Source organism: Terriglobus sp. TAA 43 (assembly GCF_000800015.1).
In the GTDB taxonomy this organism is placed as follows: Bacteria; Acidobacteriota; Terriglobia; order Terriglobales; family Acidobacteriaceae; genus Terriglobus.
Window position 1 is genome coordinate 1120726 of sequence record NZ_JUGR01000001.1, and the last position, 26503, is coordinate 1147228.

Consider the following 26503-nt stretch of genomic DNA (forward strand, 5'->3'; position numbering starts at 1 on the left):
GCTTCAATGAGCCGAAGCCGTTGGCTTCAGGTTTCGATTCGCAAACGCAACATACTGCGTCCAGTCGAACGGCGTAATGTCGTGCTTCCCTGTCCTCAGGTGATAACCAATCCGATCGCCAATAGAAGTATTCACTGGCGGTGGAAAGCTTCCCGATACGCCGCGCAGCCCATACAGCGCATACACCTTGCCCGCTTCCTGCGCTGATAGGAACTCGCCCTTTGGATCAGCCCACTTATCTTCGGTTGCACTGGCCACATATAACGGGCGCGGTGCGATCAATGAAAGCAATTCATGTTGATCGATCGGCAATGAATCCGCCTTGCCGTTGAAGTTTCGGAACTGAGGAATGAACCAGTGGGGGAAGGCTCGATTCAAATCTTCCGTGGTCTCACCGAAGTTACGGCGCGCAAGCGCTGCACCACCTTCCCCGGAGTCGTTCGAAACCACCATCGCAAACCGCGTATCGTTCGCGCCGGCCCACAGGCAAGCCTTTCCTAAGCGCGAATGTCCGGTTGCGATAATTCGGTGCGAATCGACCTCGGGCCGCGTCAAAAGATAATCCTGAATGCGACTCATGCCCCAGGCCCATACACCGATGGCAGCCCACTCCTGCGGCTGAATGTGCAGCGAATCGGCCAACGTGATGCGAACTCCCGTCTTCCAACCATCAGGCGTGTCCACTTCCACGTCGCCATACCAGGCCGTCGCTACGCCATATCCCGCGCCAACCAGGTCTGCGTAGGGCCATCGGCTCGCCTGATCTCCACGCACCGGCGGCTTGTCATTACTCTTCTGCGCCGCCAGCCAGTTCGGCTGAATGGTGATGTTCGGATCAGTGGTGGTCGAGTGATTTCCAAGAAAGTTCAACCCAACAAACACAGGCGCTTTCCCTGCAGCATGTGCCGGAAGATAGAGCAACACGTGCATCACTGGGGCATCGTCCGAGGGGCCAAGAAACACGCTGACCTCCGAACGCACCGCCGTCCCACCCAGCGCATTCTTATCGACAGACTCTACGCGATAGTGAGTTCCTGCAGGAGCGGCAGGCATACGGCCATAGACATTCTCAGCAAATGTCTTCAGGAGATACGTACGTTGTTGCTGCCAATCCTCCACTGTGCGAACCGTCTTACCATCCGGCGTCGTCAGTGCCGATGGCAGCGTGTACGGCTGCACCTTGCTCTCATCCAGATTCGTCTTTGCTGTTTGCGCATGTGCCAACAGCAAAGAACCTGCCAGAACAATCGCTACTCGATTCCAAGCGAACGCCATATCTCATCCACTCTCTTCTTCACAGGTTCAGGCATCTCCAGCATCTCTGGCCACGGACGAGTGAATCCTTCCGCAGCCCACTTCCGAGTGGCATCAATGCCCATCTTGCTACCGAAGTTCGGCAGGCGCGATGCGTGATCCAGCGAATCCACTGGCCCCAACGTAAATTGAATGTCGCGCTCCGGGTCAATGTTGTTCGCGACGCGCAATACCACTTCGCCCACGTCCTGCACATCGCAATCTTCATCGACAACCACGATGCACTTGGTAAACATCGCCTGCCCAAGTGCCCAGATGCCGTTCATCACCTTGCGCGCCTGTCCCGCATAACTCTTGCGGATCGAGATCAGCATAAGGTTATGTGCCACGCCTTCGGGCGGCAGGTTAATGTCCACAATCTCCGGCATCGTCAGCTTGATCAGCGGCAGGAAGATGCGCTCGACAGCCTTCGCCATCCATGCATCTTCCATCGGAGGCTTGCCGACGATCGTGGCTGCATAGATCGGGTCTTTGCGATGCGTGATCGCTGTCAGATGAAAGACCGGATACTCCTCAGGCATGGTGTAGAACCCGGTGTGATCGCCGAACGGTCCTTCCATGCGCAGTTCTGCAAGATCGACGTAGCCTTCCAGGATGTACTCCGCATGAGCAGGCACTTCCAGGTCAACTGTCTCAGCCTTCACTAACTCCACAGGTTTACCGCGCAGGAATCCGGCAATCAGAAACTCTTCAATCTCCGGCGGTGCAGGGACAATTGCGCTGAAAGTCAGTGCCGGATCGGCACCGATGGCAACAGCCACTTCCATCCGTTCACCGCGAATTTTCGAGAGCGTCACACCATTCAACGATGTGGAGTCTTCCGCTGCCGTCGTACCCCCTGCAGTCATTGCCATTAGCTTCACGCGTTCCGCATCGGTTGTCGCTGTCGCACGCAAGCGATCACGCAGATGCTCCGCAGCATTCTTCTGCCGCTGCCAGTGCATGCCCGTGGTGCGTTCGTCATACACCTGCATTCGATACATGCCTACGTTGCGTTTGCCGGAACGCGGATCGCGCGTCATCACCAGCGGCAACGTAATGAATCGCCCCGCGTCACCGGGCCACGTACGCAGAATGGGCAGTTCTGACAGATTGATCTGGTCGCCCGTCTTTACTACTTCCTTGCATGAAGCCTGCTTGCGATCAACAACCTTCGGGAAGAACGATCCCACCTCCGCCAGCATGGGAAGCATCTTCAGCTTGTCCATAAAGCCGGTCGGCACTTCGGGCTTCAGAAGTGACTGCAAACGGTCAGCGATGGCATCCAGTGAATCGCACTCCAGCGCCATCTGCATCTTACGCAGGCTACCGAACTGGTTCATCAGAACCTTCGCGCCGGGATAGCCTTTCACGTTCTCAAACAACAGCGCCGGACCGCCCTTGCCGCCGTTCATCTTCGCGGCGCGGTCAGCAATCTCTGCCATCTCAAGATCCGTATCCACTTCGACGCGGATACGCTTCAATTCCCCGCTTTTTTCCAGGCGCGTCAACCACTCGCGCAGGTCGCGATAAGCCATGCGACAGTCACTCCCTTGGACCGCTCCAGGCGGCCCGAACAAGTCTCATGGTATCGCGCAGATAAGCCCTAAAACGAAAAGATGCCCGCCGAAGCGGACACCCTTATCTTCCCAATCAAACGTTAGGTCTAAGCGGCACGATGAACAGCCGAACCAGAGGCCAGCTTTTCATTCACCTTCAACACCACGCCTGTCATCGACGCAACGCGCTCTTCTGTGCTGGCACTGGCGTCCACTCGTTCGCTAGCAACCCCATTCAGGCTGGCCAGACGCGATACTTCACGCTCCAATGAGGACAAACCAGCAACCGATCCAGTAGCCGGTGCGCCTTCCAATTCCGTACGCGATACGGAACCGCGGTGCATCCACTCTTCCAGGTCACTGGTCCGGGCCAAAACCACGTTGCTGGGCGCACCCGGCGGACGATGGATCGGCAGATCAAGAGTCTTCTCCCACCGCTGGACGGTGCGTACACCCTTACCAAAGAAGTGGGCGATCTCTTTCCACGAACTCAGCATTTTGCTCAAAACTCACCTCAACGTGCCGGATACGACAAATCCTGTCATTTTGTCTGACGCTTCAAGACCCAATTAGGTTTCTCTTTTGGCCGAAAACCGAATTTTTATGTCGTTAATCGGACATTTCGGGCCAGCAACTACGACAGCGTCATCCACGGGGCGTATAAAAACACCCCATTTGTGTGAAGAGTATCACCATTCACGCGACGTAAAGCGTTTCAGGATAGAGTGTCAATCTCCGCGGCTTTGCACCAGGACTACTGAACCCGTTACCGCTTTTATTATGAGTTACTTACGCGCTCCAGCGAGGCTGGCCGCTGCTCATCGATTGTTGCTGAGGTACAGCCACAGGAAGTCCGCGGCGTTCGGCAGCAGTCCGCAATTCCCGCGGTAACGCGCGATTTGCCGCCGGATCTTTCGCGACCACCGCCCACGCCTCTTTGACGTTGCGCACACAGGCAATGACGTTCCGCATTTCCTCTGCTGATCCCGAGTGCGACGCCTCCAGTGTCATCGTGAACATTGCCGCATAGAAATCCGAGAGGGCCTTCGCCGGTTCGCCCCCGATATCTGGCCGAAGACGGGCCTCCAGGTACATAAGAATGTCCAGCGCACGCTTTACCGCGTAGCGGCGTTCGATCACATCATCAGCCTCGCACGCCGCTGCTGCACGATACAGAAAACGGATCCAGCCGTCGTACAACGCCACAATCAGTTCCACTCCCGTGGCTCCGGAGAGCGCCTGTTCCTGATAGTTCATCTCAGTTCCTCCTAGCTGGATTGGCCATAGCCGGTGATCGCGGCGTAGATCTGTTTGATCTCGTTCAACTGTTGTGGAATCGCCTGCAAGATTTCATTCGCTGCATTCAGTTCGGCCGTAAGCAAGGTCTGGTAGGTCGCCAGCCGCGCCTCCAGCTTCGTCTTGTTATCCGCCAACGACGATTCTTCCGAAGTGTTCTGTGCCGCACGCAATGCCAACGCGCCGTTGCCGCTGTTTCCCAGCCCGCTCAAAACCGCCGTAAGGTTCTGTCCGAAGTCACCGACGTTCATGAAGAAGTTTGAGATTCCCGTGAAGTTTGTCGAAAGCGCGCTGTTGAGTGCAGATGTATCCAGGCTCAACTGCCCGTTTGTGCCGACGCTGATGCCAAGTTGAGCAAGATTGCTGGTTTTGCCACTGTTCCCCGTCGAGTACGCAAGCGCAGTTGAGAGCTGCGACTGGATCAGGGACAGAATCTGATCTCCGAACAAGGGTTCCGCATTACCGGAAGAGTCTTTCGTCTCCTGACCGGAGAGCGCTGACGTCAGCGTGTTGTATGCGGTAATGAAGGTGTTCAACGAAGTCGCAATCGAGCCTGTATCGTTCACAATCTCCATCGTCACGTTCGTGCTGGATGTACCTACGAGTTGAAAGGTGATGCCCGACAGCGCACTAGCTACTGTGTTGGAACTGCTCGTCAACGAAATACCATCGAGCGTATACGCCGCATCGGCACCCGTGGCCGTGGCTTTCATGGAGATGCCGTTGCCATTGGAATCGGTCAGGCCTGACGTATCCAGCGTCATGTTGCCAATTGCGCCACTCGTATTGCTTGTCAGCGAAAGATAGGAACCTGAACTATCTGTAATCACTGTCGCTGTCACACCCACATCCAGATCGTTGATCGACTTCGCGAGTGTGGACATGGTGTTGTTTGTCGAATCGATAGTGATGGTGGTTGCTGCTCCACTACCCACCTGAATGCTGAGAGAGCCGCTGAGTGTTGCTCCTGTCGCCACAGCACTGGAATGCTGCTGGCTTGTTGTTGCCAGCTGCGAAACGATCAGCGTATGAGTTCCCGCGGCGGAGAGCGGAGTCGCATCCGTTAGCGAAACCACGCTGCTGTCACTAGTTGCGCCTTCTTTTTGAGCGAAGGCACCATCGAAGGATGTAAGCGTTGCCAGCGCACTCGAGAGCGACGAAAGGTCCGTTCCCAGTGTGCTCAAAACCGTGTCCTGCGACTGCAAAGTGGTTGTGCGCGTCGCCCATGCGGTCTCGGGCGTACGCATGTTCGTCATGATGCTGTTCACCGTGCTGGTTACATCAAAACCATCACCACTGGTGGCCGATCCGAAATTAATCCCGACAACGGACACGCGGAACCCTCCTGACACAAAACCATTCGCACGCTAAGGGCCACGTACAGCACAGCATTCTTAGTCGCGCATAAGAATGGCGCGGACAGTAGGTACACTGCCCGCGCCATCTGCTTCCTACGATTACTGCAGCAGCTTCGTTACTTCCTGCTGCACGCTGTTGGCCTGGGCCAGAGCGCTGATACCGGTCTGCGACAGCACCTGGTACTTCGACAGGTTCGAAGCAGCCTGACCATAGTCGGTGGCGCGGATGTTGTCCTCGGCCGCCGTCAGGTTCGTCTGTTCATTGCTCGCAACGGACTGTGCAGAGGCAAGCTGGTTGATGTTCGCGCCGATGGTGCCGCGCTGGAAGGCCACATCGCCGATGGCCGTCGTCAGTGCCGTCAGCACGTTCTTTGCAGAGCTTGCCGTCAGCGCGCTCACGGTGGAAGCGGTGAAGTCTACGCCTGAACCCGTACCGCTGGCAGGAGTCGTATCACTGAGGCTGCTGCCGGTGGTGTCCAGATCGCTCGATGCAGCCGTCGGGCCAGAGATGGTCAGCGCCCCCGTGGTGGAATTATAAGCAGCAGTGATACCAGCACCCTGATAGGTGGTATCGGCGTTGATCTGCGTTGCGAGAGCAGACATCGAGGTGCCCGACGCAATGGTAATGCTGTGCGAGCTACCCGTGCCCACAGCCAGTGCCAGAGTTCCCGACACCGTGTTTGTCGTGGCTCCGAGCGTCAGCGTCGTCGTTGAAGCTGCAGATGACGACGATGTGGATGGTGTGGTCAGAGAAACCGCCGCAGACGTGCTTGTGGCTGCAGATGTTCCCACGCTGCTGGTGGACAGGGTGCCCACGGTGTCGCTGTACGTTGCCGATCCAGCCGTCGTGCCATCGGATACGAAGAAGTTACGTGCCGTGCTGGAGAACACAGACGTTCCGTTGAAGTTTGTGGTGGTGCCGATGTTGTTAATCTGCGTCAGGATGTTCTGATACTCCTGGTTTGCAGACGACACCTGCGAGGAGCTCAGCGTACCGTTGGCGGCCTGCGTTGCGAGTGTGACTGCGCGGTTCAGAAGCGAAGTCACCTGTGAAAGAGCGCCGTCTGCCGTCTGCAACAGACCGGTAGCGTCGCTTGCATTGCGGCTGGACTGCGCCAACGCAGTTTCGTTTGCGGCAAGACCATCTGCAACAGCAAGGCCTGCAGCGTCATCTGCACCACTGTTAATACGTGAGCCCGACGACAACTGCTGCAACGTCTTGGAAAGGTTGTTTTGGGTTGCGCTCAAGTTGTTCTGAGCGTAGATGGCCGAAATGTTATTTAGTACACCGAGGGACATGTGCGTTTCTCCTGATTCAGCGAGATTGTGAAGTGAGTTCCCAACGCCGTTTCCCTGGCGCTCAACACACTCATCGGCGCCTCCTCATATCCCTTGAGAAAAAACTTTCCTGTTCCGCTTTGTGACATCGCAGTCTGCGGCTTTCGTGCATATATGGAACGGAAATTCATTTCTTTCCTCTTCCTGCCGATACAAAGAACGAATACAGAAGGTTCGTCATGATTGAACTAACCCGCCTCAACGGCCATATCTTTGTTGTGAATAGCGATCTGATCAAACTGGCCGAAGCTATACCTGACACCACACTCACACTCGTCACAGGCGAAAAGATCGTCGTTCTGGAAACCTGTGCCGACGTTCTTACGCGCACAATGCAATATCGCTCCAACGTGTTGCACAACGCATGGCCTTCTGCCGATGCTGCGATCAGTGCGCACCTTGCACTGCACGCAGCACAGCATCACTCCTAACTTTTTCGGAGATGGAGACACACAATGGATATCGCAAGCATCGGAGGCATTGTCATCGCCCTCGTTGCCATCCTTGGCGCCATGATGATGGAAGGCGGCAACCTCGGCCAAATCACCCAACTTACGGCTGCCATGATCGTCCTCGGAGGCACTATCGGCGCATGTGCTGTGCAATTCCCCCTGAATGTCCTCATCGCTTCCGCCAAGGGCGTTGTTGGTGTCTTCCTGCACAAAGGTGCGGATGAAGATGCAGTGTTGAAGCAGATTGTCGAATTTGCAAATAAGGCTCGTAAAAGCGGGATCGTCTCGCTCGACGCGGATCTCGCCACCGTCAAAGATCCTTTCTTGAAACAAGGCCTGATGCTCGCCGTGGATGGCACTGAGTCCAGCGAAGTCCGCAAGATCATGCAGCTCGAGATCGACAACAAGAGCGAGATGGAAGAGAAAATTCCCGCTGTACTGGAATCCGCGGGCGCCTTTTCACCTACCGTCGGCATCATCGGCGCTGTGCTTGGACTCATTCAGGTAATGCAGCACCTCGACAACATCGACGAAGTGGGTAAAGGCATCGCTGTCGCGTTCGTCGCCACGATTTACGGTGTCGCGCTCGCGAATCTCTTCTGTCTTCCTGCTGCGGGCAAGCTAAAGATCCGCCATAAGGAACACTTGATGATGCAGGAGATGATGCTCGAAGGCGTCATCAGCATCCTGGAAGGCCTGAATCCACGCATGATTGAAACTAAGCTGAAAACCTTCCTTGCTCACGGCCACACAGAGGCTGCATAGCCATGGGCAAGAAGAAGCATGCCGAGCACGTAAATCATGAACGATGGCTCGTTTCCTGGGCTGACCTCCTCACACTGCTCTTCGCCTTCTTCGTTGTGATGTTTGCATCCAGTTCCAGTGACAAGAAGAAGGCAGCCAAGATGGCCATGGCGATGCAGACTGCGTTCCAACAGACTGGCGGCTTCGATGCTCATGCGAAGACACCACCACTTGCGCCAGGAGCAGGCACCAGCAACGGCGCACCCATGCCGCTGGAGATGCCCATCGAGACACCTCTTATCGAGGGCAGCAAAGGCGAGGGAAAGGAGGATGCCGCCAGAGACGAGATTGCAAGCGCACTCGCTGCCGCAGTGCAGCAACACATGGTCACCATCCGTAACAACGACGAGGGAACAACGTTGTCGCTCGACAGCGCGGGCTTCTTCGACTCAGGGAACGCAGAGGTAAAGCCCTCTGCACTAGCGATTCTGACAAAGATTGCGCGAGCGCTTCCCATCGGCCCTACACGCATTGAAGGGCACACGGACAATCAGCCCATACACACGGCACAATTCCGTTCCAACTGGGAACTATCCACGGCACGCGCTGCATCCATCGCGCAGGTTCTCATGATGAGCAGCATCAACTCACCCGCGAACTTCACTCTTGCGGGCTACGGTGAATTTCACCCCATCGCAGGCAACAACACCGCCGAAGGCCGCGCCGCCAATCGGCGCGTTGACATTGTCCTGTTGCGCACAAAAACAGCAATCCCCGTAGCGAACAACAAGTCGAATGAAACAAAAAAGCCTCGTGGCATCTCTGCCAACGAGGCTCCTCCATTACCATTCGCAACGCGATCTAATTCGTCACGCCCAACCCATTTGAACTAAGCCTCAACGGGCGCGTTGCGATTCTTCAGGTGCGTCCACACGAACCAGACGATTGCAACAAGAATCACCAGGATGATGGCCGCATCTGCCTTGTGCAGAATCCGCTTCAGTGTGCTGTGCGGATCGTTCCAGCTTGCACCCGCTTTCATGCCCACATAAGCCAACGCAAAGCACCACGGCCATGAGCCGATGAACGTGTAGATGTGGAAGCGAAGCTGCGGCATACGTGCAATCCCAGCGGGTAGCGCAATAAACGTGCGCACCACCGGCAGCAGACGTCCGATCAACACCGTGATCTCGCCATACTTCTTGAAGTAGTGATCCACGCGGTCCAGATCCTTGTGGCTCATCAGCACGTAACGACCAAACCGCTCCACCAGCGGACGACCGCCGTAAGCACCAATCCAATACGCAATCACTGACCCAAGATTGCAGCCAATCGCGCCAGCCGTTGCAGCAAGATAGAGATTCATCTTGCCCAGGCTGACTACAAATCCAGCAAACGGCATGATGATTTCGCTTGGCAGAGGAATGCAGGCGGACTCAATCGCCATCAGCAGCGCTACGCCGGGATATCCAATCGCGGTGATCAGGTGAGTGACGTAGGGCAGCAGGAAGTCAATGATCTTTTCGGTCATGTCGGCTTTCTTTCAATGGCTCGCGAGTTTGGGGAAACTTCGCTGAGTATACCCGGCTGATATTCTTAAGGCATGGCAGAAACGAACGCGCCCGAAACAACCGCCGCCCACACCGTCACTCCCGTCGCCGGACCTCCGGCCGGTTACGGATCGCAGCCCTCGGGCCGTCCGCAACACACACATGGCGGTGGAGCGCCCGTCAAACGCCAGATCGTAGCCTTTTCCTTCTACCGCATTCTGCCGGAGTGGAAACGCCTTCCCGCTGCTGAAAAGGCTGCTCAAAAGGCTGCCTTCAATGCCGTCATTGAAAAGTGGCAGAAGCCAGGCGCGTTCCTCACCATGACCTACTCCACCGTGGGTACGCGCGGCGATGTGGACATGCTCGTCTGGTCCATCTGCTACTCCGTGGAAGAGATGAACCGCATGCGCAGCGAACTGCTCTCCACACCGCTCGGTGGCTACCTCGAAATCCCGCATCACTTCCTCTCCATGACGAAGCGTTCGCAGTACCAGATCGATCGCGAAGACGAGAGCGAAGCAGAAAGCCGCGGCGCCATTCGCCCCGGTGGTCACAAGTACATCTTCGTCTATCCCTTCTGGAAGACGCGCCCGTGGTACATGCTTTCGATGGAAGAGCGCCGTCGACTGATGGACGAACACATCCGCGTCGGCCTCGCGTATCCGCGCGTGAAGCTCAACACGACGTACTCCTTCGGCATCGACGATCAGGAGTTCGTGGTGGCCTTCGAAACCAACTTCCCGGAAGACTTCGTCGACCTCGTACAGCAGCTTCGCGAAACCGAAGCCAGCATGTACACGCTGAAGGACTTCCCGATCTTCTCCTGCGTCCGCGTGACGCCCGAAGAGATGCTCGATCGCATCGGCTAAGTAACCTCTGCAAAAACACGAGAGAGAAAGGGTATGGCTTACGTCATGCCCTTTTTATCGCTTACGCTTTCCGCGCAGGCTCGCCAAACGTGATCCAGAAGCCATTGCAATCACGCAAAATAAACTCACGTTGACCGTAAAACGTGTCGTGAGGATCTTCAACCACCTCTGCCTTGTTCCGCATGGAATCAAAAAGCCCATCCACGTCCTCCGTGTGGATATAAAGATCGGCACTTCTGCGTATATGCTGCGGTGGGTGGCCCCCTGCGCTCAGCGTCAACTCCGCACCACGCCACGACAGTAACGCCCACACAGCTTCATCGCCGTCCCGGCCAATGTCATGCACAGTAAATCCAAGCTCGGCATACCAAGATGCAGTCCCGATCACATCTGGCACATGCAACATGACAACCATGCGAGCATCCATAGCCATGTCCCCTCGGCCGGATTACACTGCTCTCGTGCCAGTCAAAGCAACGAAAAAGAAACAAGCCCCCGTGAAAGCCGCTTCCCCATCAGCGGCAAAGGCCGTCTCTGCGCGTAAAATCGCCACGAGCGAACCCGTCTCGCCAAAGAAAGCCTTGGGCAAGACGAAGAATCCGCTCGCCCCGGAGCGCGTGCGCGCCATCATTGACGCGCTGGACCGCACTTACCCCAACGCTACCTGCGCTCTGAATCACCACAACGCGTGGGAACTGCTGGTCGCCACAATTCTCTCGGCGCAATGCACCGATGTACGCGTGAACATGGTCACTCCTGCGCTGTTTAATGCTTATCCCACACCGCAGGACATGGCGCAAGCTACACCAGAAGCCATCCAGCCAATCATCGCTTCCCTCTCCTTCTTCCGCATGAAGGCCAAGTCACTCGTGGGCGCAGCGAAGATTGTCACGGAAGAATTTGGCGGCCACGTCCCTCAAACCATGGATGAGATGCTGCGCATTCCTGGCGCTGCACGCAAGACCAGCAACGTAGTCCTGGGCACATGGTTCGGTATCCCCACTGGAGTTGTCGTAGACACGCACGTTCTGCGCTTGTCCCGTCGACTGGAACTCACCACCAACGATGACGCAGTGAAAGTAGAGCGCGACTTGATGCAGATCATCCCACAGGATCACTGGATCAGCTTCTCGCACGAACTGATTTATCACGGCCGTCAGATCTGCGAAGCGCGCAAGCCAAAGTGCGTCGATTGCTCCTTAGAAACTCTCTGCAACTCCAGCGACAAAACCTGGGCTTCCCACTAGCCAAAGGAAAAGCCCTCCGATTTGGAGGGCTTTTCCATACTTCAGTTGTTTACAGGTGGTCAACCGGTTCGGGATCAGGCAGTCCCAACTGCACGCGGCTGTTCTTGCGCGAGTAGGTGAAGTACACCACCATACCGATCACCAGCCATCCGATCAGACGGACCCAGTTCCAGATGCCCAGCTTGTACATCATGTAGCCGTTGAACAATACACCGAGCACCGGAACTACCGGAATCGGCCATACCAGCGGTGCGCGGAACGGGCGCTCACGATCTGGATCGGTCTTGCGCAGCACCATGATCGCAATGCACACGATCACGAACGCCAGCAACGTTCCAATGTTCACCATCTTGCCAATATCGTCGATTGGCGTAACGGAACCCACAATCGCTGCCAGCACGCCTGCAAGGATGGTGGCCTTCCAGGGGGTGCGGAACTTCGGATGGATAGAGCCAAAGAACTTGTTTGGCAGCAGACCGTCCTTCGCCATTGCATACAGCACACGCGACTGTCCCAGCAGCATCACCAACATGACGCTGGTAAGGCCCGCCAGTGCGCCGACCGTAATGATGTTCGCAGCCCATGCCAGGTTATGCGACAGGAACGCGCTCACCACCGGTGCCTCAATGTTGATGTCGGGCCAGTAGACCATGCCCGTCAGTACGGCCGCGACGCCGATGTACAGCACGGTGCAGATAATCAGCGAAAGAATGATGCCGATAGGCAGATCGCGCTGCGGGTTCTTGGCTTCCTGTGCCGTTGTCGACACCGCATCGAAGCCAATATAGCTGAAGAAGATCAGTCCGGCTGCAGTACCAATGCCGCCCACACCCATGGGTGCGAAAGTGTGCCAGTCACCACCCCAGTTTGAGTGGCTGATGTAATGCGATCCCAGGCCGATGACGAACAGCACTACTGCGACCTTCATCACGACGATGCCCGCGTTGAACTTCGCCGATTCCTGAATTCCCACCACCAGAATCGCCGTAATGATCAAGGCGATAATGAACGCTGGCAGGTTGAATCCAATCTCCATGCCGAACAGATGAGGCGCATTCAACAAAGTATGTGCCTGTTCCGTCAATGCAGCCGGAGCGGCCAGCTTCAGCGCCTCAAGCGCATCAGAAAAGGCCTTCGTTCCCGCAATCAGTTCCGGGTGCTGCGCATGCAACATCGCACGTGCCACCTGGTCAGTCGCGGTACGCAGACCGGTCCAGTGGTCATACGCCAGCCACAAGGGAAACTTGATGCCGAAGATGTTCAGGAATTCGATGAAGTGATTCGACCATCCACCTGACACCGTCGAGGCACCCATCGCATATTCCAGCGTCAGGTCCCAGCCGATAATCCACGCGAAAATCTCGCCCAGCGTTGCATACGCATAGGTGTAGGCAGAACCCGCTAGCGGAATCATTGCAGCGAACTCCGCATAGCAGAGTCCCGCAAACACACAGCCCAGGCCGCTCAGTACATAGGACAGGATCAAGGCCGGTCCCGCATTGTGCGCGCCGATGCCCGCAAGCACAAAGATGCCCGCGCCGATGACCGCGCCAACACCCAGCGAAGTCAAAGCAAACGGCCCAAGCGACCGTTGCAGTGTGTGGGCGCCCTCTTCGCGTGCCTCCGCGAGCAGGACATCCATGGTTTTACGGGCAAAAAGATTCGCCATCAGTCGGGTTACCTCTAGAACAAAATCAAACTACGCTGCAGCAGACGCAGAGCGTCCCCGCCAAAGGAAATACACCGGGAGTCCCAGCAGCACCAGGATCAGCCCCGGCCAAGTGTATTGCGGCTTATATCGCAAGAGTACAACACAGATGAAGCTTGCCATCACGATGTACAACCCCGGCAAGACGGGATATCCAATGGCCCGGTACGGTCGTTCCGCATCTGGACGCGTTTTGCGAAGCCGGAACAGCGCCACAATCGTCAGGATATAAAACACCAGCACCGCAAAGATCACATAATCCAGCAGTTGCCCGTACGACCCCGAAAGGCAGAGCAGGCAGGTCCATGCCCACTGCACCCAGAGGCTCACTACCGGAGCTTTTGACTTGGGTGAAAGCTTTCCAGCCGCCTTAAAAAACAGACCGTCCTGGCTCATCGTGTAATACACGCGAGCGCCGCTCAACAGCATGCCATTCGCACAGCCAAACGTGCTGATCATCACCGCCAGCGCCATGATCCGCGCGCCATACCCGGCAAATGCCTGCTCCATCACCGCCGTAGCCACGCGGTCTTCGCTGGCAAACTGGATGCCCCGTTGCAGAATTGTGCCGCCGTCGGCCACACCATGCAGCGGCAAAACCGCCAAGTAGATGAAGTTCACTGCGATATACAACAACAGAACCACACCCGTGCCAATCGCAAGCGACAGCGGCAGATTCCGCTTCGGATTCGTGATCTCGCCTGCAGTAAAGGTGACGTTATTCCACGCGTCACTGGAGAACAACGATCCGACCTGTACTACGGCAATCACGGTCAGGAAACCGACCATCGCCGTTGGTCCGCCAACTCCCACCTGCACCGGATGCAGCGTATGTACACCTGCACCGGCCCAGAAGTTGCCGTTGGCAAAGTTCGCCGCGATGGCGGTGGCGTTCTTCGCCATCAGCCCAAGCCCAACCACCATCAGCAACGCGAAAATCTTGGCGCTGGTGAAGATGTTCTGAATCAACGCGCCCAACTTGACGCCAAAGCTGTTCAGGAGGGTCAGCAGGGTCAGAATGATGATCGCGGCAAAGTTCGCCGTCGAAAGCCCCACTTCCATGTTGCCCAGCACCATTGGCCCAACGGGCCATGCCGGAACATGCGCAATATGCCAGATCCAGTTGCTGGCCGAAACGCTAGGCACAAATACGCCCAGAAACTTGCCGAAAGCCACGGCCACTGCGGCGATCGTGCCACACTGAATGACCAGAAACAGCGTCCAGCCGTACAGAAAGCCCCACATGGGCCCCAAACCTTCGCGCAGATACACATACTGACCGCCCGCCTTCGGCATCATGGCGGCAAGCTCGCCATAGCTCAGCGCACCGATCAGCGTCATCGCAGCCGTTACCAGCCACGCAGCGATCAATAGGGCTGGCGATTGCACGCCCCGCGCCATCTCTGCCGGAACAATGAAGATGCCACTGCCCACCATCGAACCCATGACGATGGCAGTCGCAGAGAACAATCCGAGGCCTTTGACGAACTCTGTCGTCTCGGCCGATTCAGGTGAGGAGGCAATGTTGGACACGGTGTTGCTCTGTTGTAACAGAGCGGGTCATCATCCGCCACCCAAACGTCCCCAGACCGGTGCCGTCTCGCATGGACGCACCCATCTGGCCAGTTTTCCGCCTATGCTTTCTTCTCTTCATGACCGCCGAACTGAAACCGCATTGCGGACAGCAATTTGTCAGCGAAGATGCTGCCTTCGCGGGAGGTGAACCGGGCGTAGAGGGCCGTGGTGAGGATGTCTGCCGGAACGCCTTCATCAATGGCAGCGATCGACGTCCAACGTCCTTCACCAGAATCCGAGACCCTTCCGCCGAACTCCGTCAACTCCGGTGATGCGGCCAGCGCAGTAGCCGTCAGATCGAGCAGCCACGACGACACGACACTGCCACGACGCCAGACCTCGGCAATCTCCGGCAATGCAAAGTCGTATTGATACAGTTCGGGATTCCGCATCGGAGTGGTTTCCGCGTCGGTTGAATCAACCGTTTTACCTGCGTTTGCGTGCTTCAGGATGTTCAGCCCTTCGGCGTACGCGCCCATGATCCCGTATTCGATGCCGTTATGAACCATCTTGACGAAGTGCCCTGCACCCGAAGGCCCGCAGTGTAGGTAGCCATCTTCCGCGGTGCTGGCGGGGAGTTTTTCTCGACCCGGCGTGCGATCCACGCTGCCACGTCCTGGAGCAAGCGATTTGAAGATAGGATCCAGCGATTTCACGGATGCTTCGTCGCCACCGATCATCAGGCAATACCCACGTTCGAGGCCGAAGACGCCTCCGCTCGTTCCAACATCGACCCATTTCACACCGGATTGAGCAACTTCCTTCGCACGGCGGATGTCGTCAACGTAGTACGAGTTTCCGCCATCGATCAGGATGTCGTTGGCGCTAAAGTGCGGAAGAATCTGCGCAACGGTATCGTCGACTGCACCTGCGGGCACCATCAGCCACAACGCGCGCGGCGGTGTGAGACGTTCGATAAGTTCTTCAATGGAAGCCACGCCTGTGGCACCGTACGCTGCGACCTTCGCAACAGTGGCAGGTGTTCGCGCATAGATCACGCACTCATGCCCAGCGTTCACGAGCCGCCGCACCATGTTGCTTCCCATCCTGCCGAGTCCGATCATTCCGATCTGCATAAGAACCCCACCTCAATCTTGAGGAAATGACTTTTGCCCATTAGAAGACAGGTCGGGGCAGGATGATGTGCGTCGTGTCGTGAATATTTTGCGGATAGATGAGTGGACTTCCGCTGGCCACTCGCGAGTAACCCCGCTTCTGGAAACTGACTCAGCTCTCAATCACGACCGGTTGATCTTTTCTGCCGCGCTATCAACAAGTGTTGTCAGCAACTCTTCCACGTTGGTGCATCGAGCAAGATTCGCACTTTGACCAGCCCAAAGAGCAAGCAGTTCAGCATCCCTCGCCTCCTGTGCTGGGAGTGCCAGGCTACGCATCAGCCCCCTCTGTAGCGGGTAAGGCAAAATCTCCACGCCGGGCTGATTGAGCGTCTCAAGGAGTTCATTCTGGATGCCACGAGCGAGCCTTCCCGTGAAGCCTCGAGTCAGCGACGTGTGTTTAGCCTTGCCACTGAGAATGGCCTCGCGGTGAACCGGATGCGCACCCGACTCCTCACACGTTAAGAAAACCGTTCCCATCTGAACCCCTCCAGCCCCAAGCGCGAAGGCGGCGGCTATGCCACGTGTGTCAGCAATGCCTCCTGCTGCGATGACGGGAATACTTACTTGATCTACCGTCTGCGGAACGAGGGAGATGGTGCCGGTAAGAGAGTCCTCGGATGAGCGCAGGAATGATCCTCTATGCCCACCTGCCTCGAAGCCTGACGCAACAACCAAATCGACACCAGCTTGTTCCAGTGCTGATGCTTCGTTAGGCGTGGTCGCTGTGCCGATGGTGATCACGCCTTTCCTGCGCGCCTCATCGAGAATCTCTCGGGGAGGGACGCCGTAGATGAACGAAAAGACGGGAACGCCGCCATCGAACAAAGCGCGAGCCTGGTCTTCAAATCGGATCCCCTTGTATGGGGAGTAATTCGGCGCCGATCCGCCAACTTTCTTGATATGCGGGGCCAGATGCCACAGCGCCTTTTGAAAGGCGGCATCATCCGAAGTATGAGCGCCCTGATCTTCCATAGAAACCCAAAGATTCATGGCGAACGGCTTTGAGGTCATAGAACGAATCTCGGCAATTCGCTCGTTGATCACTGCCGGTTCAAGCCCGTGAGCTCCGAAAGAACCGAGCCCTCCGAAGTTGGATACTGCAGCCGTCAGACGTTGCGATGGAAAGCCGCCGAGCGGTCCCTGAATCAGGGGATATACGACGCCAAGCTTCTCGGCAACTCGGGTATGATTCCATGCCTTTGACATAGATCCTCTGAAAAGAATTGACTCAGATACGACTCCCGTCAACGTTGTATGGATTCAGAATGGCTTCGAGACCAAAGGCTGGGTAACTACTAGCGAAGTTATGGCGAAGAAGCAGATTATCCCGATAGGAAAGCGTCAGCGCTCTAAAGTCCCCACGCAGGAGGTAACAGCACGCGCAGGCATTGAATTGAAAGTATTTAGGGGGGGTAATGGCGGAGAGTGAGGGATTCGAACCCCCGATAGGATTGCTCCTATGTCTGATTTCGAGTCAGGTGCATTCAACCGGGCTCTGCCAACTCTCCGACTTCATCAGTATAGCGGTTGAGCGAGTTAGTGGCAATGAAGCCAATCACATCCGAATCGTGGAAATCGAGCCTATTCCGCATGAATGTACGTTGTTTGGTTGATGGGAAGAATGGCGCCAAGTACACTGACTGGGACGCATGCCAACGGTAGCCGAACAGACCGGAACAGAAGAAGTGCACCCCGACGTTGCGTTGGTGGAAGCTGCGCGCGGCGGCGATGCCGCTGCGTTTGAGAAGCTGGTGCGGCAATATGACCGCCAGATCTTCCGTGTAGCGCAGCACATCACGCAGAACCGCGAAGATGCTGAAGACATTACGCAGGACGTCTTCATGAAGGCGTATGGCAAGCTGGACCAGTTTCAGGGAAACAGCAAGTTCTCCACCTGGCTGACACGGATTGCCGTCAACGAGAGCCTGATGCGGCTGCGGAAACGCAAGACCAGCCGCACCGTCTCCATGGACCAGGAAGTGCAGACGGAAGAGGGTTCCATCCCTCGCGATTTCGCCGATTGGACACCCGATCCCGAGCAGCAGTACAGTTCTTCCGAGCTTGGAGACATCCTGCAGAGGACGATTTCAGGTTTGTCGCCAGGTTTCCGCACCGTTTTCACCCTCCGCGACATCGAAAACTTGTCGACGGAAGAAACGGCAGAGGCACTCGGATTGAGTGTCCCGGCGGTTAAGTCGAGATTGCTACGGGCAAGGCTTCAACTGCGTGAGCGTTTGAGCCGATACCTGAAGCGTAAGGATGGGAGCGTCAGACCGTGAAGCTGCTCTTTGGTCAATTCGATACGCACACACAGACCCGCGGAGGCGTCCGATGACCTGCACGGAATTTCTGGCCCAAATGACGGATTATTTCGACGGACAGGTCGAGCCTGAGCTGCTGACGGAAATTCAGTCACATCTGTGCGAGTGCCACCACTGCGAAATTCTTGTGGACACCACCCGCCAGACCATTCATGTCTATAAGAATCATCAGGTTTACGACCTGACCGACGAAGTGCGAGAGCGCACGGTGCAGCGTATTCTGGCTGCGTGCACGGGACGTAAGTCCATTTCTGCTTCGGGGCAGCGATAGCATTTTCTCTTTACTTTGAGTCTCCCTTCACGTAGGGTTTGCGTGTTGCGGTACGCTTTCCCTCCCGAGAGGGGTTTTCATGTCTCTGCCTGATCCACCGATTGCACGTGAACGTCGCGCCATCCCCACCGGCGGACGTCGCTCAACAGACAATTCAGCTGAACATCACTCCGGTCGTCGCGCCATGGATAGCGCGCCACGCCGTCGTAGTACCGACCCTCAGATCAGGCGCCGTCGTCAAGACCATAGACCCGGAAAATCCGCCTTAGGCGCACTCATCACCGTGGTGGGTGCTGTGCTGTTTCTGGGGTATGTCTTCAACGTCGTGGGTTTTGCATCCTCCGCGGATCGTTTCCTTTCCAGTCTCAACGCCTCCGCACAGAGCTGGACCGATGTCGTCGTCAAAATTGTGGAGTTGGTCTACCCCGCGATCGGACTGATCGGAGTGGGGTTGATTTTGTTCGCGGCACTTCTGTTTCTCTATCGACGGATTCGGGGCGCGAAGAAGACCCGTGCTTTGGCCGGCCGTGAAGTCATTACGCTGGAACAATTCCGCAAGATCACGGAAGCCAGGGGCATTCGCCCGAGAATTTCGACGCAGGCTTATCAGTTTCTCCTGCCCTATTACGCCAGCAGCATGCGCGCCCGACTGGATGATCGCCTCATCGAGGATCTGCATATGACTGCGGAACAAGTGCAGGACTTATACGGAAATCTTCTTCGCAATACGGACCGCAAGAAACCTGTGGGGGCCCGGACCAACATTGTCTCCGTTATGGATTTGCTGAACGCAGTGCAGGCGGCCAAACGCCAATCGTTGATGGATTCCACAAGCCGTCCCGTTGCGCGAATTTCAACGGTGCGGCGGGCACAGACTGCTACGAAAGACAGAAGCAAGGACTTCACCCTCTAGCCGCGCAGTGGGCAAGCAGCCCGTGGTCTGATACGTTCAAAGAACGTTATACCTCTGCGCCCATGGATGAAACCCACGCCAGCTTTTCCCTACCGCGCAGGCTTCCCCGACAGCCCAAAGCAGCGTCTTATCCAGCGGAAAGTCTTGCGGAAGACATCGCGCTTGCTCCGAATGTTTCTTATTTCGCAGAAGACGTCAATGCTCCCGTCCCGCCCGGGCCGACAGTGAGTGCCTCATCTCTTCGTGCAGAGCCAGTCACGAAGCAAGACGTTGCACGAAGCGCAGAAACTGCACCGCCCATGCAGACGGCAGATCGTCCGTTGCGAGAATTGCTCCTCCCGCAAACGGCTTCGATTTCAGCATCCGAGGGCGGCCAGAATCGGCCCTCGTACGATGATCCCAAACCCGGCTACGCGCGCCCTTCCGGCATTTCGCGATCGCGACTGTCCCGACGTTCGGGTATCTCTGCCGCGGCACGTCCCTCCATCAGTCCTGCAATCCGAGAGGCTGGCGATGGCGGAGTAGCAAGCACGCAAGAAACCACGCCTCTTCGTGTTTCCGCGGAGCATTCTGTCGTTACTCCGATCGCACAAGTGTCCCAAAGCGAAACACGAGACATCACGAACCGGCCATTGCTCTCGGTTCCAATCGACAATGCAGCGATTCCCTCCACTGGCGAAAGCCGAGTTGTGAAGAGGACAAGTCGTCGCGCCTCCCGCAAACGAAGGATTCCGGCGGGCATTGCTCTTGCGGTGCTTTCGAGCATTCTCGTGACCTATTCCTTTGCAGTCGGCAGTATTGAAAACGAAGTGGACCGCTCGATCGTGAACTCGGACACTATGCCCGTGTTCTTCAAATCGATGCTGCCCTGGCTTCCCTTACTTCCGCTGGTCCTCCTACTGGGCATCGTTTTGTGGATTCTCGCAGGAATGATCGGCCTTCGACGCGCAAAGCATCGGATGGAATCCCCGTCCGCCGGCAGCGAAAAAACAGTGGAACAGCGCGAAACGAAACACCGAAAAGCTCCACTGGAACTATTCCGTGATGAGGCCGAAAAGGAAGGCATAGACAAAGATGCCGCGTATCAGGCATGGCGTCTGCTGCAAAGGTATGGTCCAGACAGCCACGTCTTGTCGATCTATGACGATTTACACAGCACGCTCGGCATGACTCCGCAACAAATTCAGCGGGTTTATCAGCAGCTGGCTCCGTCCGCGGAAAAAACAGTTTCCCCGCATTCGGTGCTCGATCTGATGCGATTCGTAAACTCTCCGCAGCAAAATACTGCACACCGCCAGAAGGCCGCTCAATAGCATTTCGCGCGCCGCTGGTAAGCGATCACCTTTCTGCAAAAGAGAAACGCCGCAAGCACTGCTTGCGGCGTCTTCATTTCTTGTTAACGGCGGCGTTTTGGCTTCTGTCCGCTGGTCGCTTTTTGTGGGGCATACTGTTGCCGTTGCGGCCCGCGGCTCGTTGGGAACTGTGGCGCTTCCGGCTGACGTGGCTGCTCTTCCACTTCGCTGCCACCACTCATGCGCATGGGCGGTGGTGTCTGAGGAAGCTGCGGAGGAGGAGGAGCTACCGGCTGGGCTGCCATACTGCGAAGAGCCTGAAGCTGCTCCAACGACTCGATGGGAATGCCATCTGGGCCGACGATCTGCATGCGGTAGAGGTTGCGCAGCGTGTCTTCCTGGAAGCGCTGCATCATGGCCTCAAACATCTCGAACGATTCCTTCTTGTAGGCCACCAGCGGATCCTGCTGCGCATAACCACGCAGGCCGATGCCTTCCTTCAGATGATCCATCGCAAGAAGATGGTCCTTCCAAAGACCGTCCAGCGTGCTCAGCATGATCACGCGCTCGTGATAACGCAGCGTATCTGGCCCAAGGATCTGTTCCTTCACCTCAAAGCGCTGCTTCAACCCCTCAAAAAGCGTGTCGCCAAGCTCATGGCGATTGAGCACGGAAGCGTCCACCTGCGGGAAGTCCGTACCGAAGATGTCGACAAGCTTCGCCTTCATCTCAGTCACATTCCACTGATCCGCGTGAACATTGGCAGGAGCGGTCTCATCCAGGATGTTCGACAGCGCCGTAGCGGTGTAGTCCTCCAGGACGAGGTCCTTCTGATCCACGCCCTCAAGCAGATTGTGACGCAGGCCATAGACCGCTTCACGCTGCTTGTTCATGACATCGTCGTATTCCAGTACGTGCTTACGCGATTCAAAGTTCTGCGTTTCTACGGCCTTCTGCGCAGCTGCAATACGGTTGGTGATCATGCCGCTTTCAATCGGCACACCCTCTTCCATACCGAGGCGCTGCAGCAGCGTGCTGACCCATTCACGCGCGAAGATGCGCATCAGATCGTCTTCTAACGACAGATAAAAGCGAGCCGCACCAGGATCACCTTGACGGCCTGCACGTCCGCGAAGCTGGTTGTCTACACGACGGCTTTCGTGACGCTCCGTACCGATGATGAAGAGGCCACCCGCCTCCAGAACGGCTTCGTGCTCACGCTTGCAGTCCGTCGCAAAATGCTCCAATGCGTTGTCCCACTCTGCCTGCGTGCACTCGTGTTCTTCGTTCTGGTAATAGAAGCGGTACATGCCCGGCGCAGCGACGGGAGCGATCGTTCCCTCCACCGTTGCCAGCGACTTCGCAACACCGCTCTTCGCCAGTTCCTGACGCGCCATGAACTCGGCGTTGCCGCCCAGCAGAATATCCGTACCACGGCCTGCCATGTTGGTGGCGATGGTGACCATGCCAAGGCGTCCGGCCTGCGCGACGATCTCCGCTTCACGCTCGTGGAACTTAGCGTTCAAAACAACGTGTCGCACGTTCTTGCGCTTCAGAATTTCGCTCAGAAGTTCAGACTTCTCAATCGAGGTCGTACCCACCAGCACAGGCTGCTTAAGCGCATGAAGACGATCAATCTCGTCGGCCACGGCAAAGTACTTTTCCTTCGCCGTGCGATACACAATGTCCGGATACTCGATGCGCTGCATCACGCGGTTGGTGGGGATGACCGTGATTTCGAGCTTGTAGATGTTGTCGAATTCCGCCGCTTCCGTCTCCGCCGTACCGGTCATGCCGGCCAGCTTCTTGTACATACGGAAGTAGTTCTGGAAGGTGATGGTAGCGAGCGTCTGGTCTTCCTTGCGGATGCTGACGCCTTCCTTCGCTTCCACTGCCTGGTGCAGACCATCGGACCAGCGGCGGCCCGGCATCAGGCGGCCCGTGAACTCGTCGACGATGATAATTTCGCCGTCCTTCACCACGTACTCTACGTCACGCTTGTAGAGGTTGTGAGCCTTGATGGCTGTCTCAACGTGATGCTTCAGATCCCAGTTCTCAGGATCGGCGATATTGCCAATACCGAGCAGGCCTTCGATCTTTTCCCAACCCTCGTCCGTCACTGTGATGGAGCGAGCCTTTTCGTCCACCGTGAAGTCGCCGGTGTAAATCTTCTGCTCCAGCGTCTCCGTGAACTCACCCAGCTCAAGCTCAGGGATGATCACGTTCACACGCTCGTACTTGTCCGTGGTCTGGTCCGTGGGACCGCTGATGATGAGCGGCGTACGCGCTTCGTCAATCAGGATCGAGTCCACTTCGTCAACGATGGACATGTAGTGACCACGCTGTACCAGCTCGCTCAATTCAAACTTCATGTTGTCGCGAAGGTAGTCGAAGCCGAACTCGTTGTTGGTGCCGTAGGTGATGTCCGCGGCATACGCAGCACGGCGTTCGCGGTCATCCAGATCATGAACGATGACGCCGACCGTCATGCCGAGGAAGCCGTAAATCTTGCCCATCCACTCGGCGTCACGCTTGGCCAGGTAGTCGTTCACGGTAACGACGTGAACACCGCGACCAGCCAGGGCATTCAGGTAGCAAGGCAGCGTGGCGACCAGCGTCTTACCTTCACCGGTACGCATTTCGGCAATCTTGCCCTGATGCAGGACGGTGCCACCGATCATCTGCACGTCAAAGTGACGCATACCCACCACGCGACGGCCTGCCTCGCGGACCACAGCGAAGGCTTCCGGCAGGAGTTCGTCGAGAACCACCTTCTCCGCGGCGATGCGTTCGTCGCGATCGGCAATGTCAGCAGTGCGCGTGGCGATGCGTTCGCGGAACTCCACCGTCTTGGCGCGGAGCTGTTCGTCGGTCAATGCCTGTAGTGCAGGTTCGAAACCGTTGATCTGATCGAGGATGGGCTGCATGCGCTTCACAGCGCGTTCGTTGGAGGTGCCAAACAGTTTGGCGAGAGTCTTGTTAAACACAGGGGTCGTCCTTGCTGATACGAAAAATAGCGCGATCAAGAGGGCGCGGTGCCGCAGCATCCGCGAGAAAGAAGTGCACTCCTATCAGCAGCGCGCTACAGGCTGCTTCCCGTCACAGCGTGTACGTGCGCTGTCTGCGCCACGGCATCATGTACCGGACGCACGACGCGGTGTTCGGATGACACCGAAGCCGCAAAGTCATGGGATTCCGCGTTCGCCGGACCAGATGTAGCGGGCTCAGACTCTTCAATCGCCGCCTGCAGCAGCAGGTTGCGTACAAAGACGCCGCCAGGAGTCCGCGTGGGTTCCACGCTGCTGGCACGCGCGTCTGACACTGCCAGGCTCGAAAGCAGCAGCAATAGACACGCGAGATGAACGGCGCGGGAACGCATGTGCTTCCTAGTTTAGACGAACGTACGTTTTGGCGCATCAGCTGCCGAAAATGGCTTTAGGATTAGACTCATGCGCGCATGTCCACTGGCACAAAGGGTGTCGTCTGCTTTGTGGTGTGCGTACTCGCTTTTATTGGCGTCGCAGTCCGCGGCGACGGGATGTGTCCTTCCGGAATTACGGCCCTGCTTTGCTTCGTGGCTCTCGCTTCGTTTTTCGCTTCACTGGTATTTCTTGTGACCGACAAAGCGCGATCCAGACGTCGTCTCAATTAGCCCGCGGGTGGGTCTCGTCGTACACCTGCTGCACCTGGCCTACGGTGAGCTGTGTATACCGTTGCGTGGTGGAAAGCCGTTCATGGCCAAGGAGTTCCTGAATCGCTCGCAGGTCGGCTCCCTCCTCCAGCATGTGCGTGCCGAAGGCGTGGCGCAGCGTGTGAGGGTGAACATCAGCCGGTAGACCGCGCTGGATGGCGATGGCCTTCACAATTCTTCCCACAGAACGCGTCGTCAGGCGCGCCGAACCACGCGCGGACTGGTTGATGAGCAGTGGGCCGTCTGCGATGAGCGCCGCTTTGCCATTCCTTAGTTTCGCTTCCCGATGTGGCAGATAGCCGCGAACAGCTTCTGCCGCAGCATCGCCTAAAGGCACATAACGCTCTTTGCGACCTTTGCCGCGAACCAGGATCGCGTCGTTGGACCAATAAATGTCACGCAGATTGATGCCGACCAGCTCTGAATTACGGATTCCGCAGCCGTAGAGCAGCTCCCAGATCACGCGGTCGCGCTCTGGCCACCCGGTGTATTCCTTGTCTGCCAACTTCGCAGATTTCTTGCCAGCTTTCTTCGCCGAACGCGGCGTTGCTCTTACGTTCTCAATGGCATCCAGAACGCGATTGACCTCTTCCGCAGACGGCACCCGTGGAAGATGCTTCGGCAGCTTCGGAGTGGCAACCAGCGTCGCCGGATTCTGTTCGACGACGCCCTCTTTGGCCATCCAACGAAACCACGACCGAACTGCCGCAAGCGCACGTGCTGCCGATGCCTTCGTCAATCCACGGTCATACAGGACTGCCAGATACGCGCGCACATGCGTGTGCTCCACCCGTCGGATATCGCCCTCTTCGCCAAGCGTTTCCACCAGCCACGCAGCGAAGTTCTGCACTTCACGTGTGTAAGCACGAACAGTGTGCTCGCTGGCGCCGCGCTCAGTCTCCAACACGGTGACGTAGCGACTGCTTAGATCGGACAGGCTCATGATGCACGCACCTCCGCACTATGGCGGCGAGCACGCGGATGGTGCAGTCGATGCACCTCTTTCAAACGACCCAGCGCAAGATGCGTGTACACCTGCGTGGTGCTGATGTCGGCATGGCCCAGCAGTGTCTGCACGCTGCGCAGATCAGCTCCGTGTTCCACCATGTGCGTGGCACAACTGTGGCGAAGTTTATGCGGGCTGGCCTGTGAGTTCGTCGACTTCACAATCGACCACACCACCTGCGTCGTTAGTGGTTTCCCGCGCACGGAGAGAAATAACGTCCGTTGCAATCCCTTGCCTGCAAGCTGCGGACGTCCACGCTGCAAATACTCTTCAATTGCCCGGCACGCAGTCGCGCCCAACGGTACGATGCGTTCCTTATCGCCCTTGCCGCGCACCTGCGCACGTTGTTGGTCCAGATGCAGGTCTTCCACTCTCAGCGTAACAATCTCACCGGCGCGGAGCCCGCCTGCGTATAACAGTTCCATCAGCGCATGATCACGAAGCGAAAGTGCATCAGCCTGCGGATGATGCGCGGCCACGCCGGTCATCTCCAACATGCGCGATACATCTTCTTCCGCCAGCGACTTTGGCAACACCTTCCATGTGCTTGGCGCTTCAATGTTTACCGTGGGATCGTGGCTCATGCGTTTGTCCAGCAACATCCACTTGTAGAAGCCACGCAGGCAGCTCAACTTACGCGCAATGGAGCGATCCGTGCGGTCATGGGTACGCAGATGCTCCATCCACGCCGCCACGTCTTCCCGCTTCGCCGAAGCAAGCTGGCCATCGGTTACTTCCAGATGCTCGCAAAACTGTTCTAGATCACGCAGATACGCCTCGCAGGTTAGCGGGCGAAGCCCCTTTTCCACGCGCAGCATGGTCATGTATTCGCGGAGGAGTTCGGAGTTGCGGCTGCTTGTCGTGGACGCCTGCATCGCATCATTGATTATGGGTCTGCCGCC

25 protein-coding genes and 1 tRNA gene are annotated in these 26503 nt (G+C 56.9%); 9 read left to right on the plus strand and 17 right to left on the minus strand.

What is annotated here, in order from left to right; genetic code table 11:
• Positions 1–3 precede the first annotated feature (3 nt).
• From M504_RS04730 to M504_RS04755, 6 genes are all read right to left on the minus strand, one after another.
• Complete coding sequence (locus tag M504_RS04730) at positions 4–1275, minus strand: hypothetical protein (protein WP_047488567.1); 1272 nt, start codon at positions 1273–1275, stop codon at positions 4–6.
• The gene (locus tag M504_RS04735; RefSeq protein WP_047488569.1) at positions 1251–2831 is read right to left on the minus strand and encodes a UbiD family decarboxylase; all 1581 of its coding nucleotides are present in this window, start codon (positions 2829–2831) and stop codon (positions 1251–1253) included. The genes M504_RS04730 and M504_RS04735 overlap by 25 nt, the downstream gene beginning before the upstream one ends.
• Before the next feature lie 128 nt (positions 2832–2959).
• The gene (locus tag M504_RS04740) at positions 2960–3358 is read right to left on the minus strand and encodes a hypothetical protein (RefSeq protein WP_156993525.1); all 399 of its coding nucleotides are present in this window, start codon (positions 3356–3358) and stop codon (positions 2960–2962) included.
• A gap of 283 nt (positions 3359–3641) precedes the next feature.
• Positions 3642–4109: a flagellar export chaperone FliS gene (gene fliS, locus M504_RS04745; protein WP_047488575.1), complete on the minus strand. Its 468-nt coding sequence runs from the start codon at positions 4107–4109 to the stop codon at positions 3642–3644.
• An 11-nt stretch (positions 4110–4120) separates the two neighbouring features.
• Positions 4121–5482, minus strand: coding sequence for a flagellar filament capping protein FliD (fliD, locus tag M504_RS04750; protein WP_047488578.1), 1362 nt, complete (start codon positions 5480–5482; stop codon positions 4121–4123).
• Positions 5483–5605: 123 nt separating this feature from the next.
• Positions 5606–6805 carry a flagellin gene (locus tag M504_RS04755; protein WP_047488581.1) on the minus strand — a complete coding sequence of 400 codons (1200 nt, stop codon included), beginning with the start codon at positions 6803–6805 and terminating at the stop codon, positions 5606–5608.
• A 218-nt stretch (positions 6806–7023) separates the two neighbouring features.
• On the opposite strand from M504_RS04755, the gene M504_RS04765 reads away from it, so the two are divergent.
• The 3 genes from M504_RS04765 to M504_RS04775 are packed head-to-tail and all read left to right on the plus strand — an operon-like array spanning position 7024 to position 8933.
• On the plus strand, positions 7024–7275 hold the full coding sequence (locus M504_RS04765) for a flagellar FlbD family protein (RefSeq protein WP_047488586.1): 252 nt from the start codon (positions 7024–7026) through the stop codon (positions 7273–7275).
• A gap of 24 nt (positions 7276–7299) precedes the next feature.
• Complete coding sequence (locus tag M504_RS04770; RefSeq protein WP_047488589.1) at positions 7300–8061, plus strand: flagellar motor protein; 762 nt, start codon at positions 7300–7302, stop codon at positions 8059–8061.
• Between the two features lie 2 nt (positions 8062–8063).
• Positions 8064–8933, plus strand: coding sequence for a flagellar motor protein MotB (locus tag M504_RS04775; protein WP_084214093.1), 870 nt, complete (start codon positions 8064–8066; stop codon positions 8931–8933).
• On the opposite strand, the gene M504_RS04780 is transcribed toward M504_RS04775, so the two are convergent.
• Entirely contained in the window at positions 8930–9571 is a 642-nt protein-coding gene (locus M504_RS04780) for a DedA family protein (protein ID WP_047488592.1), read from the minus strand. The genes M504_RS04775 and M504_RS04780 overlap by 4 nt on opposite strands.
• Before the next feature lie 72 nt (positions 9572–9643).
• Between M504_RS04780 and M504_RS04785 the strand changes: the two genes are divergently transcribed.
• Positions 9644–10459, plus strand: a complete 816-nt coding sequence (locus tag M504_RS04785) for a chlorite dismutase family protein (protein WP_047488594.1) — start codon at positions 9644–9646, stop codon at positions 10457–10459.
• Between the two features lie 61 nt (positions 10460–10520).
• Here the strand turns inward: M504_RS04785 and M504_RS04790 are convergent, their stop codons facing one another.
• Entirely contained in the window at positions 10521–10892 is a 372-nt protein-coding gene (locus M504_RS04790; RefSeq protein ID WP_047488596.1) for a glyoxalase/bleomycin resistance/extradiol dioxygenase family protein, read from the minus strand.
• A 64-nt stretch (positions 10893–10956) separates the two neighbouring features.
• On the opposite strand from M504_RS04790, the gene nth reads away from it, so the two are divergent.
• Complete coding sequence (gene nth, locus M504_RS04795; protein ID WP_047493492.1) at positions 10957–11706, plus strand: endonuclease III; 750 nt, start codon at positions 10957–10959, stop codon at positions 11704–11706.
• A gap of 49 nt (positions 11707–11755) precedes the next feature.
• On the opposite strand, the gene M504_RS04800 is transcribed toward nth, so the two are convergent.
• The 5 genes from M504_RS04800 to M504_RS04820 all read right to left on the minus strand — a co-directional run bounded on the left by M504_RS04800 (position 11756) and on the right by M504_RS04820 (position 17615).
• Entirely contained in the window at positions 11756–13375 is a 1620-nt protein-coding gene (locus tag M504_RS04800) for an amino acid permease (protein ID WP_047488599.1), read from the minus strand.
• Positions 13376–13405: 30 nt separating this feature from the next.
• On the minus strand, positions 13406–14947 hold the full coding sequence (locus tag M504_RS04805; protein WP_052200409.1) for an APC family permease: 1542 nt from the start codon (positions 14945–14947) through the stop codon (positions 13406–13408).
• 101 nt (positions 14948–15048) lie between these two features.
• Positions 15049–16065, minus strand: a complete 1017-nt coding sequence (gene gnd, locus M504_RS04810) for a phosphogluconate dehydrogenase (NAD(+)-dependent, decarboxylating) (RefSeq protein ID WP_047488603.1) — start codon at positions 16063–16065, stop codon at positions 15049–15051.
• 162 nt (positions 16066–16227) lie between these two features.
• Positions 16228–17313: a nitronate monooxygenase family protein gene (locus M504_RS04815; RefSeq protein WP_047488605.1), complete on the minus strand. Its 1086-nt coding sequence runs from the start codon at positions 17311–17313 to the stop codon at positions 16228–16230.
• A gap of 210 nt (positions 17314–17523) precedes the next feature.
• Positions 17524–17615: transfer RNA gene (locus M504_RS04820), tRNA-Ser, on the minus strand.
• 141 nt (positions 17616–17756) lie between these two features.
• On the opposite strand from M504_RS04820, the gene M504_RS04825 reads away from it, so the two are divergent.
• The 4 genes from M504_RS04825 (at position 17757) to M504_RS22000 (ending at position 20925) form a co-directional block, all read left to right on the plus strand.
• The gene (locus tag M504_RS04825; protein ID WP_047488609.1) at positions 17757–18386 is read left to right on the plus strand and encodes an RNA polymerase sigma factor; all 630 of its coding nucleotides are present in this window, start codon (positions 17757–17759) and stop codon (positions 18384–18386) included.
• A 52-nt stretch (positions 18387–18438) separates the two neighbouring features.
• On the plus strand, positions 18439–18699 hold the full coding sequence (locus M504_RS04830) for an anti-sigma factor (RefSeq protein ID WP_047488613.1): 261 nt from the start codon (positions 18439–18441) through the stop codon (positions 18697–18699).
• A gap of 79 nt (positions 18700–18778) precedes the next feature.
• Positions 18779–19612, plus strand: coding sequence for a hypothetical protein (locus M504_RS04835; RefSeq protein WP_047488616.1), 834 nt, complete (start codon positions 18779–18781; stop codon positions 19610–19612).
• Between the two features lie 689 nt (positions 19613–20301).
• A complete protein-coding gene (locus M504_RS22000; protein WP_198137523.1) occupies positions 20302–20925 on the plus strand; it encodes a hypothetical protein in 624 nt (207 codons plus the stop codon).
• Between the two features lie 83 nt (positions 20926–21008).
• Here M504_RS22000 and secA read toward each other — a convergent pair whose 3' ends face one another.
• The 4 genes from secA to M504_RS04860 form a co-directional block, all read right to left on the minus strand.
• Complete coding sequence (gene secA, locus M504_RS04845) at positions 21009–23891, minus strand: preprotein translocase subunit SecA (RefSeq protein WP_047488622.1); 2883 nt, start codon at positions 23889–23891, stop codon at positions 21009–21011.
• Between the two features lie 95 nt (positions 23892–23986).
• Positions 23987–24283, minus strand: coding sequence for a hypothetical protein (locus M504_RS04850; RefSeq protein ID WP_047488625.1), 297 nt, complete (start codon positions 24281–24283; stop codon positions 23987–23989).
• 265 nt (positions 24284–24548) lie between these two features.
• Positions 24549–25538, minus strand: coding sequence for a tyrosine-type recombinase/integrase (locus M504_RS04855; RefSeq protein ID WP_047488628.1), 990 nt, complete (start codon positions 25536–25538; stop codon positions 24549–24551).
• Positions 25535–26476: a tyrosine recombinase gene (locus M504_RS04860; protein WP_047488631.1), complete on the minus strand. Its 942-nt coding sequence runs from the start codon at positions 26474–26476 to the stop codon at positions 25535–25537. Before M504_RS04860 ends, M504_RS04855 begins: the two co-directional genes overlap by 4 nt.
• Positions 26477–26503: the final 27 nt, after the last annotated feature.